The sequence below is a fragment of the Novosphingobium kalidii genome (genome assembly GCF_040534015.1).
Classification (GTDB): domain Bacteria; phylum Pseudomonadota; class Alphaproteobacteria; order Sphingomonadales; family Sphingomonadaceae; genus Novosphingobium; species Novosphingobium kalidii.
On sequence record NZ_JBEWLY010000023.1, the window covers coordinates 110,450 to 125,393 of the forward strand.

General features: G+C 62.8%; 13 protein-coding genes. 5 read left to right on the top strand and 8 right to left on the bottom strand.

Annotated elements, in window-relative coordinates:
* Positions 1 to 75: 75 nt before the first annotated feature.
* Together ABVV53_RS14405 and ABVV53_RS14410 are read left to right on the top strand one after the other, a co-directional pair.
* Entirely contained in the window at positions 76 to 831 is a 756-nt protein-coding gene (locus ABVV53_RS14405; RefSeq protein ID WP_353985117.1) for an alpha/beta fold hydrolase, read from the top strand.
* A gap of 58 nt (positions 832 to 889) precedes the next feature.
* The gene (locus tag ABVV53_RS14410; RefSeq protein ID WP_353985118.1) at positions 890 to 2,707 is read left to right on the top strand and encodes a M2 family metallopeptidase; all 1,818 of its coding nucleotides are present in this window, start codon (positions 890 to 892) and stop codon (positions 2,705 to 2,707) included.
* A gap of 41 nt (positions 2,708 to 2,748) precedes the next feature.
* Here the strand turns inward: ABVV53_RS14410 and ABVV53_RS14415 are convergent, their stop codons facing one another.
* From ABVV53_RS14415 to ABVV53_RS14440, 6 genes are all read right to left on the bottom strand, one after another.
* The gene (locus ABVV53_RS14415) at positions 2,749 to 3,768 is read right to left on the bottom strand and encodes an inorganic phosphate transporter (protein ID WP_353985119.1); all 1,020 of its coding nucleotides are present in this window, start codon (positions 3,766 to 3,768) and stop codon (positions 2,749 to 2,751) included.
* Positions 3,769 to 3,775: 7 nt separating this feature from the next.
* Positions 3,776 to 4,897, bottom strand: coding sequence for a DUF47 family protein (locus ABVV53_RS14420; protein ID WP_353985306.1), 1,122 nt, complete (start codon positions 4,895 to 4,897; stop codon positions 3,776 to 3,778).
* A 146-nt stretch (positions 4,898 to 5,043) separates the two neighbouring features.
* The gene (locus ABVV53_RS14425) at positions 5,044 to 5,637 is read right to left on the bottom strand and encodes an HdeD family acid-resistance protein (protein WP_353985120.1); all 594 of its coding nucleotides are present in this window, start codon (positions 5,635 to 5,637) and stop codon (positions 5,044 to 5,046) included.
* Between the two features lie 76 nt (positions 5,638 to 5,713).
* Positions 5,714 to 7,144: an AMP nucleosidase gene (locus ABVV53_RS14430; RefSeq protein WP_353985121.1), complete on the bottom strand. Its 1,431-nt coding sequence runs from the start codon at positions 7,142 to 7,144 to the stop codon at positions 5,714 to 5,716.
* A gap of 52 nt (positions 7,145 to 7,196) precedes the next feature.
* On the bottom strand, positions 7,197 to 8,657 hold the full coding sequence (gene fumC / locus ABVV53_RS14435) for a class II fumarate hydratase (protein WP_353985122.1): 1,461 nt from the start codon (positions 8,655 to 8,657) through the stop codon (positions 7,197 to 7,199).
* Between the two features lie 69 nt (positions 8,658 to 8,726).
* Positions 8,727 to 9,560, bottom strand: a complete 834-nt coding sequence (locus ABVV53_RS14440; protein ID WP_353985123.1) for an MBL fold metallo-hydrolase — start codon at positions 9,558 to 9,560, stop codon at positions 8,727 to 8,729.
* Between the two features lie 423 nt (positions 9,561 to 9,983).
* Here ABVV53_RS14440 and ABVV53_RS14445 point away from each other — a divergent pair, with 423 nt between their 5' ends.
* From ABVV53_RS14445 to ABVV53_RS14455, 3 genes are read left to right on the top strand one after another with little or no spacing between them, the layout of a single operon-like run.
* Entirely contained in the window at positions 9,984 to 10,265 is a 282-nt protein-coding gene (locus tag ABVV53_RS14445; RefSeq protein WP_353985124.1) for a hypothetical protein, read from the top strand.
* A gap of 15 nt (positions 10,266 to 10,280) precedes the next feature.
* Positions 10,281 to 11,387, top strand: coding sequence for a polysaccharide pyruvyl transferase family protein (locus ABVV53_RS14450; protein ID WP_353985125.1), 1,107 nt, complete (start codon positions 10,281 to 10,283; stop codon positions 11,385 to 11,387).
* The gene (locus tag ABVV53_RS14455; protein WP_353985126.1) at positions 11,384 to 12,787 is read left to right on the top strand and encodes a Coenzyme F420 hydrogenase/dehydrogenase, beta subunit C-terminal domain; all 1,404 of its coding nucleotides are present in this window, start codon (positions 11,384 to 11,386) and stop codon (positions 12,785 to 12,787) included. Before ABVV53_RS14450 ends, ABVV53_RS14455 begins: the two co-directional genes overlap by 4 nt.
* Positions 12,788 to 12,818: 31 nt before the next feature.
* Here ABVV53_RS14455 and ABVV53_RS14460 read toward each other — a convergent pair whose 3' ends face one another.
* Positions 12,819 to 13,799, bottom strand: coding sequence for a Gfo/Idh/MocA family protein (locus ABVV53_RS14460; RefSeq protein ID WP_353985127.1), 981 nt, complete (start codon positions 13,797 to 13,799; stop codon positions 12,819 to 12,821).
* Between the two features lie 5 nt (positions 13,800 to 13,804).
* Positions 13,805 to 14,794, bottom strand: a complete 990-nt coding sequence (locus tag ABVV53_RS14465; RefSeq protein WP_353985128.1) for an MDR/zinc-dependent alcohol dehydrogenase-like family protein — start codon at positions 14,792 to 14,794, stop codon at positions 13,805 to 13,807.
* Positions 14,795 to 14,944: the final 150 nt, after the last annotated feature.

The window sequence follows — 14,944 nt, forward strand, 5'->3', positions numbered from 1 at the left end:
GCTGGTGGTGCTGCCGTGCGGCTGGTACCTAGCGGTTCGTTCGTCCATCCAAAACAAGCGTGAGGAGCCGCCTGAATGAACGAAGTGCGCAGCGAGTTTCTGGAGGGTTGGGGTGGCACGCGCCTTGCGGTGCACCGTCTGGGTGAAGGGCGTCCGGTGCTCCTGCTTCACGGACTTTTCTCCAGCGCCGAGGTTAACTGGATCAAGTTCGGTCATGCGCGAAGGCTGGCAGAAGCCGGCTTCGAAGCTATCATGCCCGACTTGCGCGCCCATGGGCAGAGCGACGCGCCGCACGAGCCGGACGCTTATCCCGAGGACGTGCTGGTCCGCGACGCTGCCGCCCTGGTCGAGGCGATCGGGCTTTCCGACTTCGACCTTGCTGGGTTCTCTCTGGGAGCGCGCACAGCGGTTCGGGCTGTGCTCGCAGGTCTGGCTCCCAGACGGCTGATCCTGGCCGGTATGGGGCTGGAGGGGCTTGCCGGATGGGCGCGGCGGAGCGCCTTCTTCGTCGATGCGATCGACCGCTTCGATGAAATCAAGCGAGGCGATCCCGCCTACTTCGCGCAGGCTTTCATGAAAACGCAGAAGGTTGACCGTGTCGCGGCTCGGCTGCTGCTGCAATCGGTCGATGATACGGCATCCGAGGCTCTGGCTCGCATCACGATGCCCACGCTGGTGGTCTGTGGTGCAGACGATCAGGATAACGGGTCTGCTCCGGCGCTGGCAGAGGCACTTCCCGATGGCCGCTACGTCGAGGTGCCCGGCACCCATATGTCTTCAGTGACGCAGCGGGAACTGGGTGAAGCGATGGTGGCCTTTCTGACGACTTGACCCGTGGCTGCGGTGCGGCCAGCATAGGCCATCCGCAATTCCCAAGTACGGGGACATCATGAAAACTAACACGATTTCGCTTCTGGCGCTGGCCGGAGCGATGGCTGCAGCTTTTCCGGCGCAGGCGCATGAAGCGCCTGCCAAGGAGCAGACGGCCGCCCAGTTCGTTGAACAGGCCGAAGCTGCCTACAACGAGAAGACAATCGAGGCGAGCCAGGCCGACTGGGTCTATAACACCTACATCACAGTGGACAGCGAGGCGGTAACTTCGCGGGCTGCAGCGGCCTACAACAAGCTCAACGTTGAGAACGCGAACAAGGCCGCCACTTACGCGGGGCAGCCGGGCTTGTCCTACGACGTGAACCGCAAGCTGAACCGCATGCGCACGCTGATCGTTCAGCCGGCACCGACCCGTCCCGGCGCGGCAGAGGAACTGGCCACGCTCGGCGCGCGCCTCCAAGGCATCTACGGCAAGGGCAAGGGCATGCTCAACGGCCAGCCCATCAACGGCTCTGACATCGAAGAGGCCATGGGCACCAACCGCAACCCCGCCGAACTCGCGGAGATGTGGACCAGCTGGCACGACAACGTCGGCAAGCCGATGAAGGCCGATTACGCCAAGATGGTCGACCTGCAGAACGCCGGTGCCGAGGAGCTGGGCTATGCCGATGCAGGTGCACTGTGGCGGTCGAATTACGACATGAAGCCCGAGGAGTTCGCTGCGCTCACCGAGAGGCTGTGGCAGGAAGTGAAGCCGCTTTACGACCAGCTTCACTGCTACACTCGCACCAAGCTCAACGAGAAGTACGGCGACGCCGTGCAGAAGACGACGGGTCCGATCCGCGCTGACCTGCTCGGCAACATGTGGGCCCAGGAGTGGGGCAACATCTACGATGTCGTTGCACCCGCCGGCGCTGGAGACCTTGGCTACGACATTGGCGAGCTGCTGGTGGCGAAGGGCTACGACCCCGTGAAGATGGTCAAGGCTGGCGAGAACTTCTATTCCTCGCTCGGCTTCGAGCCGCTGCCGCAGACGTTCTGGGAGCGCTCGCAGATCACCAAGCCGGCGGACCGCGAAGTGGTCTGCCATGCTTCGGCCTGGAACGTCGACAACGTTGACGACCTGCGCATTAAGATGTGCACCAAGGTCAACTCGGATGACTTCGTGACCATTCATCACGAACTTGGCCATAACTACTATCAGCGCGCCTACAATGTGCAGCCGGCCTACTATCAGGACGGCGCCAACGACGGCTTTCACGAGGCGATCGGCGACACGATGGCGCTCTCGATCACGCCGCAGTACCTCGTTCAGATCGGTTTGCTGGACAAATCAAAGGTGCCCGGCGCCGACAAGGACTTGGGTCTGCTGCTGCGCCAAGCGATGGACAAGGTGGCGTTCCTGCCGTTCGGTCTGATGATCGACCGCTGGCGCTGGGATGTGTTCTCCGGCGACATCAAACCGGCGCAGTACCAGCAAGCGTGGGACGAGATGCGCCTGAAGTACCAGGGCATCGTTCCTCCGACCGAGCGGCCTGCCGATGCGTTCGATCCGGGCGCCAAGTACCACATCCCGGCAGTGACGCCCTACACGCGGTACTTCCTTGCCCGGCTGCTGCAGTTCCAGTTCTACGAGGCCGCTTGCAAGCAGGCCGGATGGAAAGGCCCGCTTCACCGTTGCAGCTTCTACGGCGACAAGAAAGTCGGCGAGAAGATGAACGCGATGCTCAAGATGGGGGCATCAAAGCCTTGGCCCGACGCGCTGCAGGCTTTCACCGGCAGCCGCGAGATGAGCGGGAAGCCGATGCTGCGCTACTTCGCGCCGCTGCAGACCTGGCTCGAGAAGCAGAACCAGGGCAAGACCTGCGGCTGGTAACATGATCTGTGGCGCGGCGCTTCACGGCGCCGCGCCGCTCGTCAGCCGCCGAAAGGAACGGTTAGCAGATAGAACAGTGCGCCCACCGCTGCGGACGCAGGGATGGTGATGACCCACGCCGTCACCACGCTTCTGGCGACTCCCCAGCGAACCGCCGAGGCACGGCGGGCGGTGCCGGCGCCAATCACGCAGCCGGTAATGGTGTGCGTGGTTGAAACGGGGATACCGAGCAGCGAGGCTGTGAAAACCACGACCGAGCCTGACGTCGAAGCGCAGAAACCCTGGTGCTGCGATAGCTTGGTAATGCGAGAGCCCATCGTTTCGATGATCTTCCATCCGCCCGTCAGAGTGCCCAAGGCGATGGCGACATAGCAACTGATCGCCACCCAGTGAGGCACCTCGAAGGGGCCGCTCAGATAGCCCGTCGAGTAAAGCAGCACGGTGATGATGCCCATGGTCTTTTGCGCATCGTTCAAGCCGTGGCTCAACGAGTAAGCGGCGGAGGACACCAGGTGTAACGCCCGGAAGCTCTTCTCCGCAGCCTGCGACGTCGAACGGGCAAAGAGCCAACTCGTCAGCAGCATCAGCAGCATCGCGATAGCCATGCCGATCAGCGGCGACAGCACGATGGCAATCAGCGTCTTGTTGAGACCCGACCATTGGATCCCGGTCACGCCAGCGCGCGCGACGCCGGCACCAATCAGCCCGCCGATAAGCGCATGGCTGCTTGAAGACGGGATGCCCTTCAGCCAGGTAACGACGTTCCAGAACATGGCGCCGATCAGCGCGCCGAAGATCACCGAAGGCGTGACCAGATCCTGCCCGATGATGCCGGACCCGATTGTCTCGGCCACTTTATGCAGCGCCGGGAAGAACAGCGTCAGGAAGTACGCGGCGAAATTGAAGAATGCTGCAAAGCCAACTGCCATGCCGGGGCTCAGCAGCCTGGTGGCGACAACCGTGGCGATGGAGTTGGCGGCATCGTGAAGGCCGTTGAGGTAATCGAAGGCAAGGGCTATGAGCACCAGCCCGACGAGTAGCGGCAAAGCAAGTTCGTGCATGGGGCGGTCAGGCGTGATCGATGACGATGCCGTCGATCTCGTTGGCGACGTCTTCCAGCGCGTCGGTGATGCGCTCCAAGTGGTTGAAGATCTCCCGGCGTACGATGAAACCCATCGGATTGTCGGCCCCGAACGCGCGATAGGCATTCTTAAGGCCCATGGCATGAATGGCGTCGGCGTGGCCTTCCATGCGGACCAGGCGCTCCGTCAGTTCGTGCAGGCGTTTGCCGTTGGCGCCCACATCGCGCAGCAGCGGCACGGCCTCACTCAAAACGCGCGTGCTGTCGACGATGAGCGCAACCATGTCGCGCATCTCTTGGTCGATTTCGGTAAACTCGTAAAGATCGATCGCTGCCGCCGCGGACTGCATAAGGTCGATGGCGTCGTCTATCGAACTCACGAGGCTAATGATGGCACTGCGGTCAAATGGCGTCAGAAAGGTCCGGCGCACAAGGTGCAGCACGTCGCGGATGATATTGTCGGCGTCGTGCTCACGCTCGTTGATTTCGCGGATATGGTCCTGCCGGCCTTTCGCCTCGGAGAAGAGCCGGGCAAGAGCATCTGCGCCTGCGACGACGGTTCCCACGTGCGCCTCGAACAGGTCGAAGAACTCGGTCTTGCGCGGCAACAGCATCTGAAACCAGCCAAACATCCTGCTCATTCCCGTTTTCTGGGCCATGGTGCCCAAGATCGTTGTGCGTGTGGCGGCAGCGCGAAATTCGGTGGCGGCAAAGGAGCGGATGAGATCGCGAAGGTCCGGCTCGTTGACGTTGCTGGCCGCTTCGCTCAGGCTGAACCAGCGCCGCTCTCGCTCGTGCGCTTCCTTCCAGTTCGGCAGCTCTTCGCGCACGACGAGGGGAAAGACTTCCACGTCGATCATCAGTGAAGCGCCGTTCCGGCGCCGCTTGCGATAGCGGTACGAGCCGATCGCGGTAGGGCAGATGAGCCCTGTCACGCCGGCTTCCTCTTCCGCCTCGATGGCGGCCGCTGCGTGCGCGCTGGTGCCGCTCATCGTGTTGCCTTTAGGGATGACCCAGCGCCCCGTATCGCGCGATGTTACCAGAAGAACCCTGATCGAGCCGTCCGTGCCGTCGTCAACGCGATAGGGAAGGGCGGCAATCTGGCGAATTTTGGGAAGTCTCCGTGGGAATGGGCGCGCTCATGTGACCGGTATGTGACATCCGTCAAGAGCAAGGCCGCGGTTTGTCACCCGCGCCGGGCCTGCCGTGTGACAGGCTCGGCGCCGCTTTGAGCAGCCCCTAGGGTTGGTTCCCATCAGCCAGCGACCGATTGGCGCTGCTTGCGCAGGCGGAGAGCCAGGAACACCATCAGCCCGCCGAAAGCCACAGCGTAGGCGCCGATCCACAACGTGAGAACCAAGGCTCCCGCGATGGGCGCCAACAAGAGGAGCACACCCCACGCCGCCGAAAGCACACCCGCGAACGCCATCAACAGCCGGCCATGCGTCATGTGCAGGCGGAACGATGCAACAAGCAGCGCTACCCCTGTGATGACCGCCCAAGCCGCGATCAGGAGCACGAGAGTGAGGACTGCCAGACCCGGGACCAGCAAGGCAAACAAGCCCGCAGCGATGTTGAGGACTCCTTCGAAGATCAACCAGCCCCAGCGCTCATGCGCCTTTGCCGCCCGCACGGCGGCAACGATCGCAAGAACACCGTCGGCCAGCATGTAGATCGCGAAGACCATCACCAGCGAACCGAGCGCGACAGCGGGCATCAGCCAAGTGATGATGCCGAAGATCACCGCGAGTACGCCGCGCAGCATCAGCCATGCCCAGTTGTGAGCCAGTCTCTCGCTCATGCCGAACGGCTCCGCCAGCCGGTCCGCGTACGCAGCCTGTGTCGCCATGCCTCAGTTCTCCTTGCCCAATGCCACTTTAAGTGGCTGCGGCCGGAGTTCGTTCCCTGGCGTGCGGCGGTCTTGATCAGCGGAACGGCGGCTCGATGAAGGCGCGCAGCTTGCGGGAGTGCAGACGCGGCCCTTGCTCACGCAGAAGCTCGCAGGTGCGCACGCCTATGGCGAGGTGCGCGCCGATGGCTTCCTCATAAAAGCGATTGGCCTGGCCGGGTAGCTTGAGCTCGCCGTGGAGGGGCTTGTCGGAAACGCACAGCAGGGTGCCGTAGGGAACCCGGAAGCGGAAGCCCTGGGCGCTGATGGTGGCGCTTTCCATGTCGATGCCGATCGCGCGGCTTTGACTGAAGCGGCGCGCCGAGTGACTGTAGCGTAGTTCCCAGTTCCGGTCGTCGGTGGTGATGATCGTGCCCGTGCGCATCCGCTTTTTGAGGTCCATTCCGCCCGTGCCGCTCACCGTTTCGGCGGCTTGGGCGAGTGCCTGCTGCACTTCGGCAATCGCGGGTAGGGGAATTTCGGGCGGGAGCACCGGGTCGAGCACATGGTCGTCACGCAAGTAAGCATGAGCGAGCACGTAGTCGCCAATGCGCTGGGACTCACGCAGGCCGCCGCAGTGGCCGATCATCAACCAGGCCTCTGGCCGAAGGACGGCGAGATGGTCTGTGATCGTCTTCGCGTTGGAGGGGCCAACGCCGATGTTAACGAGCGTGATGCCCAGCCGGTCCTCGCGGATGAGATGGTAGGCCGGCATCTGGTGGCGGCGCCAGGCCGTGTCGGAGAGCCGAGCACGCGCATTGTCGGTGGGGGCGTCAAGGTAGAGCCCGCCGGCACCGGATAGAGCGACGTAGCCGTCCTTCCCGATCTGGCGCGCCGCCCAGTCAACGAATTCGTCCACATAGCGATGGTAATTGGTGAACAGGATGTACTGCTGGCAGTGCTCGACGCTGGTGCCCGTATAGTGGGCGAGCCGCGCGAGGCTGAAGTCTGTGCGCAGGCCGTCGAACAGGGAGAGTGGCAGCGGGTCGCCAGGCGCACCGCGATCCACTGCGTCGGCGATCTCGTCCCCGATCATCGCTAGTTCAGTGGTGGGAAAGTGTGCCGCCAGCTCTTGTGGAGTAACGTTGCCCACTGCGATCCCTTCCAGCACGTAGGGGAACGGGATGTGCTGCTTGGAACGACTGACCGTCACTTCGATCGCATACTCGCTATCAAGCAAAGACAGCTGCTCGGAGAGATAGTCAGCAAAAAGATGCGGGCGTGTGACGGTGCTGATGTAAGTGCCGGGCTCCGGCAGGCGGCCGAAGGCGCGTGACGTGGCCGCGCCATGCTCCCGCCCTGCGTAATCGATGCGGATTTCAGGATAGGCCCACAAGCCCTCCGCCCGGCGATCCGGCGGCGGCGGAGTGCCATCCTGAATAAAGGCGGCGATATCGGCCTTCAGGCAGGCGACGGCGGCTTCATAAACGCGGACGAGTTCCGCGACGATTTCCTGTACGGTTTGCATCGCCCACTATTACAGAAAACGTGTGGCAAAGCAAAGTCGCGCCTCGTGCCGCTCACGCGCCGGCAAGACCCTTTCCTACCATGTCGAGTGGGCGCACCGCCGCTTCGAAGCCGGCTTCGTCGATATGCCCCGAAGCAAGCGCAGCTTCTTTCAGCGTCAGCCCCTTTTCGATGGCTTCGTGCGCGATGTGGGCGGCGTTCTGATAGCCAATGACGGGAGAAAGGGCGGTGACCAACATGACGCTGCCATGGACGTAACGCTCGATAGTCTCGCGAACGATCTCGGTGCCCTCAACCGAGAACTCGCGGAAACGGTCGCAACCGTCGGCGAGAATGCGGATGGAATGCAGCACGTTGTTGATGATGACGGGCCGCATGACGTTGAGTTCGAAGTTGCCCTGGCTGCCGGCGAACGCGACCGCCGTGTCGTTGCCGATCACCTGGATCGCGATCATCATGATCGCTTCGCATTGTGTCGGGTTTACCTTGCCGGGCATGATGGAAGAGCCCGGTTCGTTGTCCGGCAGCTTGAGCTCGCCAAGGCCGCAGCGAGGGCCGGAACCCAGCCATCGCATATCGTTGGCGATCTTCATCAGCGCCACGGCAAGCCCGCGCAACCCGGCGCTGGCGCGCACCATCGCGTCTAGCGCGCCTTGCGCGGCGAACTTGTTCGGGGCGGTGACGAAGGGCTTGCCCGTGAGTTCCGCGATCATCCCGGCTACGTTTGCCGAGAACCTCGGCGGAGCGTTGAGGCCTGTGCCGACCGCCGTCCCCCCGACTGCAAGTTCGCAAAGACCCTCGCGGCTGCGCTCGATCTCGTGGAGGCAAGCGCGCAACTGCCCGGCCCAGCCATGCCATTCCTGACCGACGGTGAGCGGCACCGCGTCTTCGAGATGGGTGCGGCCGATCTTGACGACGTCCATCCAGCCGTCGGCCTTGCGCTCGATCACCTCAACCAGCCGGGTGATGGCGGGAAGCAGTTCATCGTCGATAGCCAGAACGGTGGCGATGTGCATGGCCGTCGGGAACGTGTCGTTCGAAGATTGCCCCATGTTGACGTCGTCATTGGGGCTGACCGGTACTTGTGAGCCGATCTCGCCACCAAGCAACTGGATGGCGCGATTCGAAAGCACTTCGTTGACGTTCATGTTGGACTGCGTGCCCGAACCGGTCTGCCAAACGTAGAGCGGATAATGCCCGTCGAGGGCACCGGAGATGGTCTCATCCGCGGCACGAACAATAGCGTCGCATTTCCACTGCGGCAGCGAGCCCCCGGCCGCATTCACCAGCGCACATGCCTTTTTCACAGTGCCATAGGCGCGGCAGACTTCGATCGGCATGCGGTCTCCGCCGATGTTGAAGTGGTGAAGCGAGCGCTGCGTCTGCGCACCCCAGTACCGGTCAGCGGGGACTTCGATCTCGCCCATGGAGTCGAACTCCCGGCGTAGCCCTGCAGCATCGATGCCGATCGGAATGTCGCGCAGGGCAGGGGTCTCGGGTTGCTGGTTGCTCATTTTCGGCCTCGCAATTGGAGAGTTTCGGCGTTGATCCGGTCAGGCGCAGGGTTTCTATAGCGCGAGCTGTCAGCAGCGGCTGAGTATCTCGAACTCCACGGGATCATGGGCGCAGAAAATCCGCACGTTGTCGGTCTTCGACAACGACAGCTTGCGCAATCTTTCTTGATTGGTGAGCCGCGCACGGCGATCGACTTCCATCAGGCGCTGATATCCCGCCATTCCCGGTGGGCAGGCCCGGTGTTCGGAGCCAATTTCGCCGCGGAAGAAGTAAGCATCGCCAGCGTGAAGCAGCCAATCGCTGTCAGTCTGCACGGCAACGCCGCAGTGGCCCCATGTGTGCCCGACCAGCGGAACCAGCAGTATTTCCGGAGGCAAACCTTCGAGATCGCGAACGGCATCAAAACCCAGCCATTTCTCGCCTCCGCCCATCGGGTATAGCCGCCAATCGATGACTTCGTCCCACTGTTGCGGGCGATAGCGCCGACGTCCCACGAATGCTCCGCCGCGCCCGTGAAGCGCGGCGTCCCGCTCTCGGGAAGTGACGTGAACGACTGCGTTCGGAAAGTCCTCAATGCCGCCAGCGTGATCAAAATCGAGGTGCGTTACGACGATGTGCCGGACATCAGCAGGGTCGAAGCCGAGCGCCTTCACCTGTGCAATTGCTGTTTCCTCAGGACGAAGCTGCACGTTGCAGAGCGCCAGAAAGAATGGGGAGATACGCTCGCGCGGGTGGGCGATGTCGCGAGTGCCGATGCCTGTATCGACAAGGACCAGCCCGGCGTCAGTCTCAATCAGCAGGCAGTGGCAAACAAGGTGGCCGAAGGCTCCGTCGCTCGTCCCATCGAAGAGGCGACCACCGACCGGGCAACAGGTTCCACAGCTCAGATGATGAATCCGCATCGTCTCAATCCTGCTCCAGAAGGTCGCCCGCAGGGGAAGCCGCTGGCTGCAGTCGTGCCCGGGTAGTGGCGTTCACGGCTTTCTCCTTGCGCTGGTTGGCACGCCAGAACATGGCGCCCGCGCCGGCAAGGAGTAGAAGAGAGAGGCTTGTCGCCTTCCCACCAGTCCGACTGCCCGCAACGGCGGTATCTCGCCTGCTTCGCACCGTTCTATTCTCCACGGGTTGCCGAGAGGATCATGTGCAGGCAACGTGCACGGCGTGCGCTAAGTTGCACACTGAGTTCGGCACTCCGACCAAAGGTTTCTCGGACCGGCTGGCGGCATCTGCGCCGAACGACGGGAACGACGTTCGTTTCCGGAGGTTGAGCAGCCATTCTTAACCCGCAGTGGCCTTCCACCATTGCCGCACAAGGGAGCTCCGGCATGAGTTCGGCCAAGAAGACGACCGATCACAAGGAAATCCGCAAGTGGATCGAAGACCGTAAGGGCCGCCCCAGCGTCGTATCCTCTACGCATGACAATGGTCAGGAGGGCGGCCTCCTGCGCGTGGACTTCGCCGAGAAGGACGAGGCGCTGGAGGAAATCGATTGGGACGAGTTCTTCAAGATATTTGATGAGAACAAGCTGGCTTTCCTGCACCAGGACAAGACAGAAGACGGCAAGGAGAGCCGCTTCAACAAGTTTGTCTCCGGCGAGGCAGATTGAGCGGCGCTAGCAGGAATGTTTCGGGAACACAGTGAAGGAAATTCGTCCGGAGGCGCTGGCAGACCGCTCAAGATCGGAGTGCTGACGTTTCACCGCTGCATCAACTACGGCTCCTACTGGCAGGCTCGCAGCCTGGTGGAGGGTTTGCGCGCGCGAGGTCACGACGCCGTTCTGCTCGATTATCAGTGTCCGCGCACGGACCTGATCGAATGGCGCTGTGCGATGCAACCGCTGCTGCCGAGCAGGTCATCGCGTGAGGACATCCGCCTTTATGCGCGTAAAGCTCGCGCCTTCCAGGTGGCTATCGCCGGTCTCCCGCTGTCGGAGCCGTTCCCCTTGCAGGACCCGGCGGCTATGGAGCTGCGCGATCTTGTCATCATTGGCAGCGACGAAGTCTGGAACCTGTATCACCCCTGGTACGGCGGTTACGACGTGTTCTGGGGCGGCGGCTTACCGGCGCGCCGCGTCGTCTCCTATGCAGCCAGCTTCGGGAACTACGACGCTGTAGCCGGTATTGGCGGGCACTGGTCGGATCGTCTGAACCAGTTCGATGCGATATCCGTTCGCGACGACAACTCACGGCAGCTGGTCTCTTCGGTCCTGGACCGGGAACCAGCACTCGTGCTGGACCCGGTTTTGCAGTTTCCCGTCGCACTCCGCGCCATGAGCAGCCCGCCGGAAGAATACGTTGCGCTCTATGGGCACAGCTTCAGTGAAGAGTTTGCCCAGGCGGCGCGGCGCTGGGCCGATGAGCGGGGCCTTAAGCTCATCAGCATAGGATACCGCAACAGTTGGGCGCACGAGCAAAGGATCGACGCGGATCCGTTCGAGTTCACCGACTTGATTGGCGGCTCTCGCGCAGTCCTGACCAACTTCTTCCATGGGTGCGTCTTCGCGCTCCTCTATGAGAAACCCTTTGCCTGCGCCGTATCCCCTTACCGCATGAACAAGGTGCGTGACCTGACGGCTGCTCTCGGGGCAGAGGCACACTTGCTCCATGGGGACGACGCGCCGGAGCGATTCTCTGCCGTGCTCGATCAGCCGCTTGCGGGCGGCATTACTGAGGCCATCGCCCAACTGAGGCGCCAGTCCGAAGCGTATCTGGAGTCTGTCGGGGTATGACAGGTCTTGCAAAGCGGGGCCGCGCGCCGACGGAGCCGAAGGAGATCATTGCTTCGGGTCTGTGTATCGGCTGCGGTGGATGCACGACATTGCAGCCCTCCGCGCAGATGGTCTGGGACAAGGATGGCCACCTTAAGCCTGCTGCGCCTGAGCCTTGGCCCCCGAGCGACGCATTTGCCCGCCTGTGCCCGTTCTCGCCTGCCGCTGCCGACGAGGACGAAATCGCCGCTAGGCTCTACCCGAGTGCACCGCAGAACGACGCGATGATCGGCCGATATCGAGGCGCATACGTAGGGCACGTCTCGGAAGGCGACTTTCGGATGGGCGGCAGCTCCGGCGGAATGGTGAGCTGGGTTGCAGCGGAACTGTTGCGCCGTGGCCTTGTTGACGGCGTCGCACATGTGACACCGCGCCGGCGCAGTGAGGGAGATGGGCGGCTGTTCGGCTATCGCATCTCACGCAGTGAAGCCGAGCTGAGCGAGGGCGCGAAGTCACGCTACTACCCCGTCGAGCTATCGGAAGTGCTGCGCGAGATCGAGGCTGTGCCCGGCCGGTACGCCATCGTTGGCATTCCGTGTTTCATCAAGGCCGTGAATCTCATCCGTCGCGAAAATCCGATCATCGCGGAACGCGTCGCATTTACCATCGGCTTGTTCTGCGGGCACATGAAGAGCGCGCGCATGGTGGACAGTTTCGCGCTGCAGCTTGGCGCCGAACCTGAAGCTGTGGCTGCGATCGATTACCGTCTGAAAAATCCCGACAGGCCGGCCAACTGGTACACGGCGCAGCTGACGCTTGAAGATGGATCTACGCGCCAGCAAGACTGGTGGCACTTGGTCGATGGAGACTGGGGCTCAGGCTTCTTTATGAATTCCGCCTGCAATTTCTGCGACGATGTCGTGTCGGAGACAGCGGACATCGCGATGGGCGACGCCTGGGTTGAGCCCTACTCCTCAGACGGGAAGGGCACGAACGTCGTGATCACGCGCTCGACGCTGATGCTCGAGATCGTACAACAGGGGATTGCGGAAGGACGCCTGCAATTGCAGAAGGTCGATCACGAGTTCATCCGGCAGACGCAAGCGGCAGGCTTTCGCCAGCGGCGGGAAGGACTGGCTTACCGGCTGGCCCGCGCCAGGCTTCCGGTGCAGCCCCGCAAGCGCGTTCAGCCCTCGCGTCAGATACCGAAACGGCGCAAGATGATCTACCGCATGCGTCAGGCGATCAGCCGGGGCAGCCACCGGGCCTTCCGACTCGCGCGCGCTCTGCACTGGCCTGCCGTCTACATCCGTTGGGGGCAGGCGGCGCTGAGCGCATATCATGGTTTGGCCTACTCGCGCGGTAGGGTGGGCAAGCTGGTGGACCGGCTCATCGATCCGAAAGCGATGGGGACGGACTGACGCGGTCGGTCGTCCCCGCCTCTGGAAGAGGTCAGTCGCCGTAGATCCGATCAAGAACCCGTGCGACTTCGACGAGCCGCTCGGCGGCCGGATCAAAAGCGCGATCTCGCGCTAGGCGCTCAGCCCAGTCAGCGGCGGCTCGACCGCCCCAGGCGTCCGGCGGAGAAACCAGCGTTTCACTGGAGGTTCCGCTGAAGCGCTTGGCTTCGAAGTCGTAGAAGCTGCCACCTACGTTGTGAAGCGAAGCGCCGCCATCGGTGCCGTAGAGGCTGGCCTCAATCACCGCTTCCTGACCCGCCTGCAGCCGCCAGGAACAGGCAAGCCGCGCAGTTACGCCGTTTGCGAGCGTGATCTGAGCGGTGGCGTAGTCTTCTACAGCTTCCGGAGCGGCAGGTGCGCCGCCGGCCAACAGAGTGGACGAGACGTCCGCCACTTCCGGAAAGTCGAGCAGCCAAAGCAACAGGTCTACGAGGTGGACGCCAAGGTCCATGACGCAACCGCCACCCGATTGAGTGCGGTCGTAAAACCAAGGTTTGTCGGGCCCATAGGCATTGTGAAACACGAGATCGGCGGCAAAGATCTTGCCGAGCGAGCCGCCGCGCACCAGTTCCGCAAGAGCCTGCCCGCCCTGTGTGTACCGGTAGGAGAAATCGACCGAAAGCAGTCGATCGGCCTCGCGCGCCGCCTGCACCACTGCCGCCGCCTCGGCCGCATCGCGGCCTAACGGTTTTTGGCAGAACACGGCCACGCCTCTCTTCAGGGCGGCAATCGACTGTTCCGCATGGAGCGCACTTGGCGTTGCGATGACGATGCCGTCCAGATCCTCGTCCAGCAAGGCTTCGATGGAGGGCAGCACTTTGGCGTCAGGCGCCAGCTTTAGCGCTTCGTCAGCACATTCGGGCGAGGGATCGCACACTGCAGCCGCCTGGATGGCGCCGGTGGCGAGGGCTGCCTCCATCCGGTGCCTTCCGATCCACCCGGTGCCCAGGAAACCTACGCGGGGCAGGCTCATGCCGTTCATGCCACTGTCACCAAGGCCTTGACGAAACCGTCGGGTTTGTCCCGCGTGGCGTCCAGTGCTTCGCCAAGGCGTTGGAGCGGATAGCGATGGGTGTAGAGCGGCGTTGGGTCCAAGCGACCGCTGGCGACCGCCTGCACTGCCTCTTGCAAGCCTTGAAGGCTGACTGCTGGGTCGCGCTCGTGGGCATTGATCACGTCGATGCCTTTCCAGTTCCACATCTGCATGTTCACCTGGCGCGGGCCGTCCTGATGGTAGCCCGCGATGACGAGCCTGCCGCCGAAGCCGACCAACTCGCCAGCAAGGTCGAGCGGCCACTGATACCCGACGCACTCGATCACCCTCTCGCAGAGGCCTTCTCCGGTGAGTGCCTTCACACGTTCAATGATCTGCCAGTGGTCGTCCATAGGGATCGTCTCGGCAGCACCGTAGTGCTTGGCCAGCTCGAGCGAGGAAGGACGGCGGGAGATGGCGATGACGCGTGCGCCGGCATCGCTTGCGAGCTTGGTCAGGACAGCACCCAGGAAGCCGATCCCGACGATAGCGACAGTTTGCCCCGGCCGCACGTCGCTGCGTCGGAAGATATTGAATGCGCAGGCTAGCGGTTCGCCTGGAAAAGGCTCGCCGTCGAGTGCAGGCGGCAGCTTGACCACGGCCGAAGCCGGGGCAACGTCGTATTCGGCATAGCTGCGCCCCGAGAGTGAGGCGACGCGGTCGCCTGGTTCAAGACCGGCCACGTCAGATCCAACGGCGTCGATCGTTCCCCAGCTTTCGTGGCCGAGCCCGCCTGGTTCCAGCGGGTAGTCTATCCACTCGCTGCCTTTCCAGGGCAGCAGGTTCGACGCGCAAACGCCGCAGCCTTCTATCGCGATGCGGACCTCGCCCGCACCCGGCTGCGGTTGCTGCACAGTTTTGACAGTCATGGTGCCAGGCGCCGTCAAAGTGGCGGCTCGCATCGTCTTGGGCACAAGCCCTTCTTGTACATTCATGCGCTTACCCCCTCGCAAGCTGGAAATCAGGAACTGGAATCTGCACCGGGATGGCTTCGCAGGGCCAGACCGCCCGCGTGCAGCCTTCATCAGCTCAACGCCGTATCGAGCCGCGGCGCCGATCCGAAAATCGAAGTCTAGATTCGCCGT

What these genes read in the sequence shown, in the direction of transcription:
- ABVV53_RS14405 (WP_353985117.1), top strand. Translation starts at nt 76, where the DNA reads ATGAACGAAGTGCGCAGCGAGTTTCTGGAGGGTTGGGGTGGCACGCGC.
- ABVV53_RS14410 (WP_353985118.1), top strand. Translation starts at nt 890, where the DNA reads ATGAAAACTAACACGATTTCGCTTCTGGCGCTGGCCGGAGCGATGGCT.
- ABVV53_RS14415 (WP_353985119.1), bottom strand. Translation starts at nt 3,768, where the DNA reads ATGCACGAACTTGCTTTGCCGCTACTCGTCGGGCTGGTGCTCATAGCC.
- ABVV53_RS14425 (WP_353985120.1), bottom strand. Translation starts at nt 5,637, where the DNA reads ATGGCGACACAGGCTGCGTACGCGGACCGGCTGGCGGAGCCGTTCGGC.
- ABVV53_RS14430 (WP_353985121.1), bottom strand. Translation starts at nt 7,144, where the DNA reads ATGCAAACCGTACAGGAAATCGTCGCGGAACTCGTCCGCGTTTATGAA.
- fumC (WP_353985122.1), bottom strand. Translation starts at nt 8,657, where the DNA reads ATGAGCAACCAGCAACCCGAGACCCCTGCCCTGCGCGACATTCCGATC.
- ABVV53_RS14440 (WP_353985123.1), bottom strand. Translation starts at nt 9,560, where the DNA reads ATGCGGATTCATCATCTGAGCTGTGGAACCTGTTGCCCGGTCGGTGGT.
- ABVV53_RS14445 (WP_353985124.1), top strand. Translation starts at nt 9,984, where the DNA reads ATGAGTTCGGCCAAGAAGACGACCGATCACAAGGAAATCCGCAAGTGG.
- ABVV53_RS14450 (WP_353985125.1), top strand. Translation starts at nt 10,281, where the DNA reads ATGTTTCGGGAACACAGTGAAGGAAATTCGTCCGGAGGCGCTGGCAGA.
- ABVV53_RS14455 (WP_353985126.1), top strand. Translation starts at nt 11,384, where the DNA reads ATGACAGGTCTTGCAAAGCGGGGCCGCGCGCCGACGGAGCCGAAGGAG.
- ABVV53_RS14460 (WP_353985127.1), bottom strand. Translation starts at nt 13,799, where the DNA reads ATGAGCCTGCCCCGCGTAGGTTTCCTGGGCACCGGGTGGATCGGAAGG.
- ABVV53_RS14465 (WP_353985128.1), bottom strand. Translation starts at nt 14,794, where the DNA reads ATGAATGTACAAGAAGGGCTTGTGCCCAAGACGATGCGAGCCGCCACT.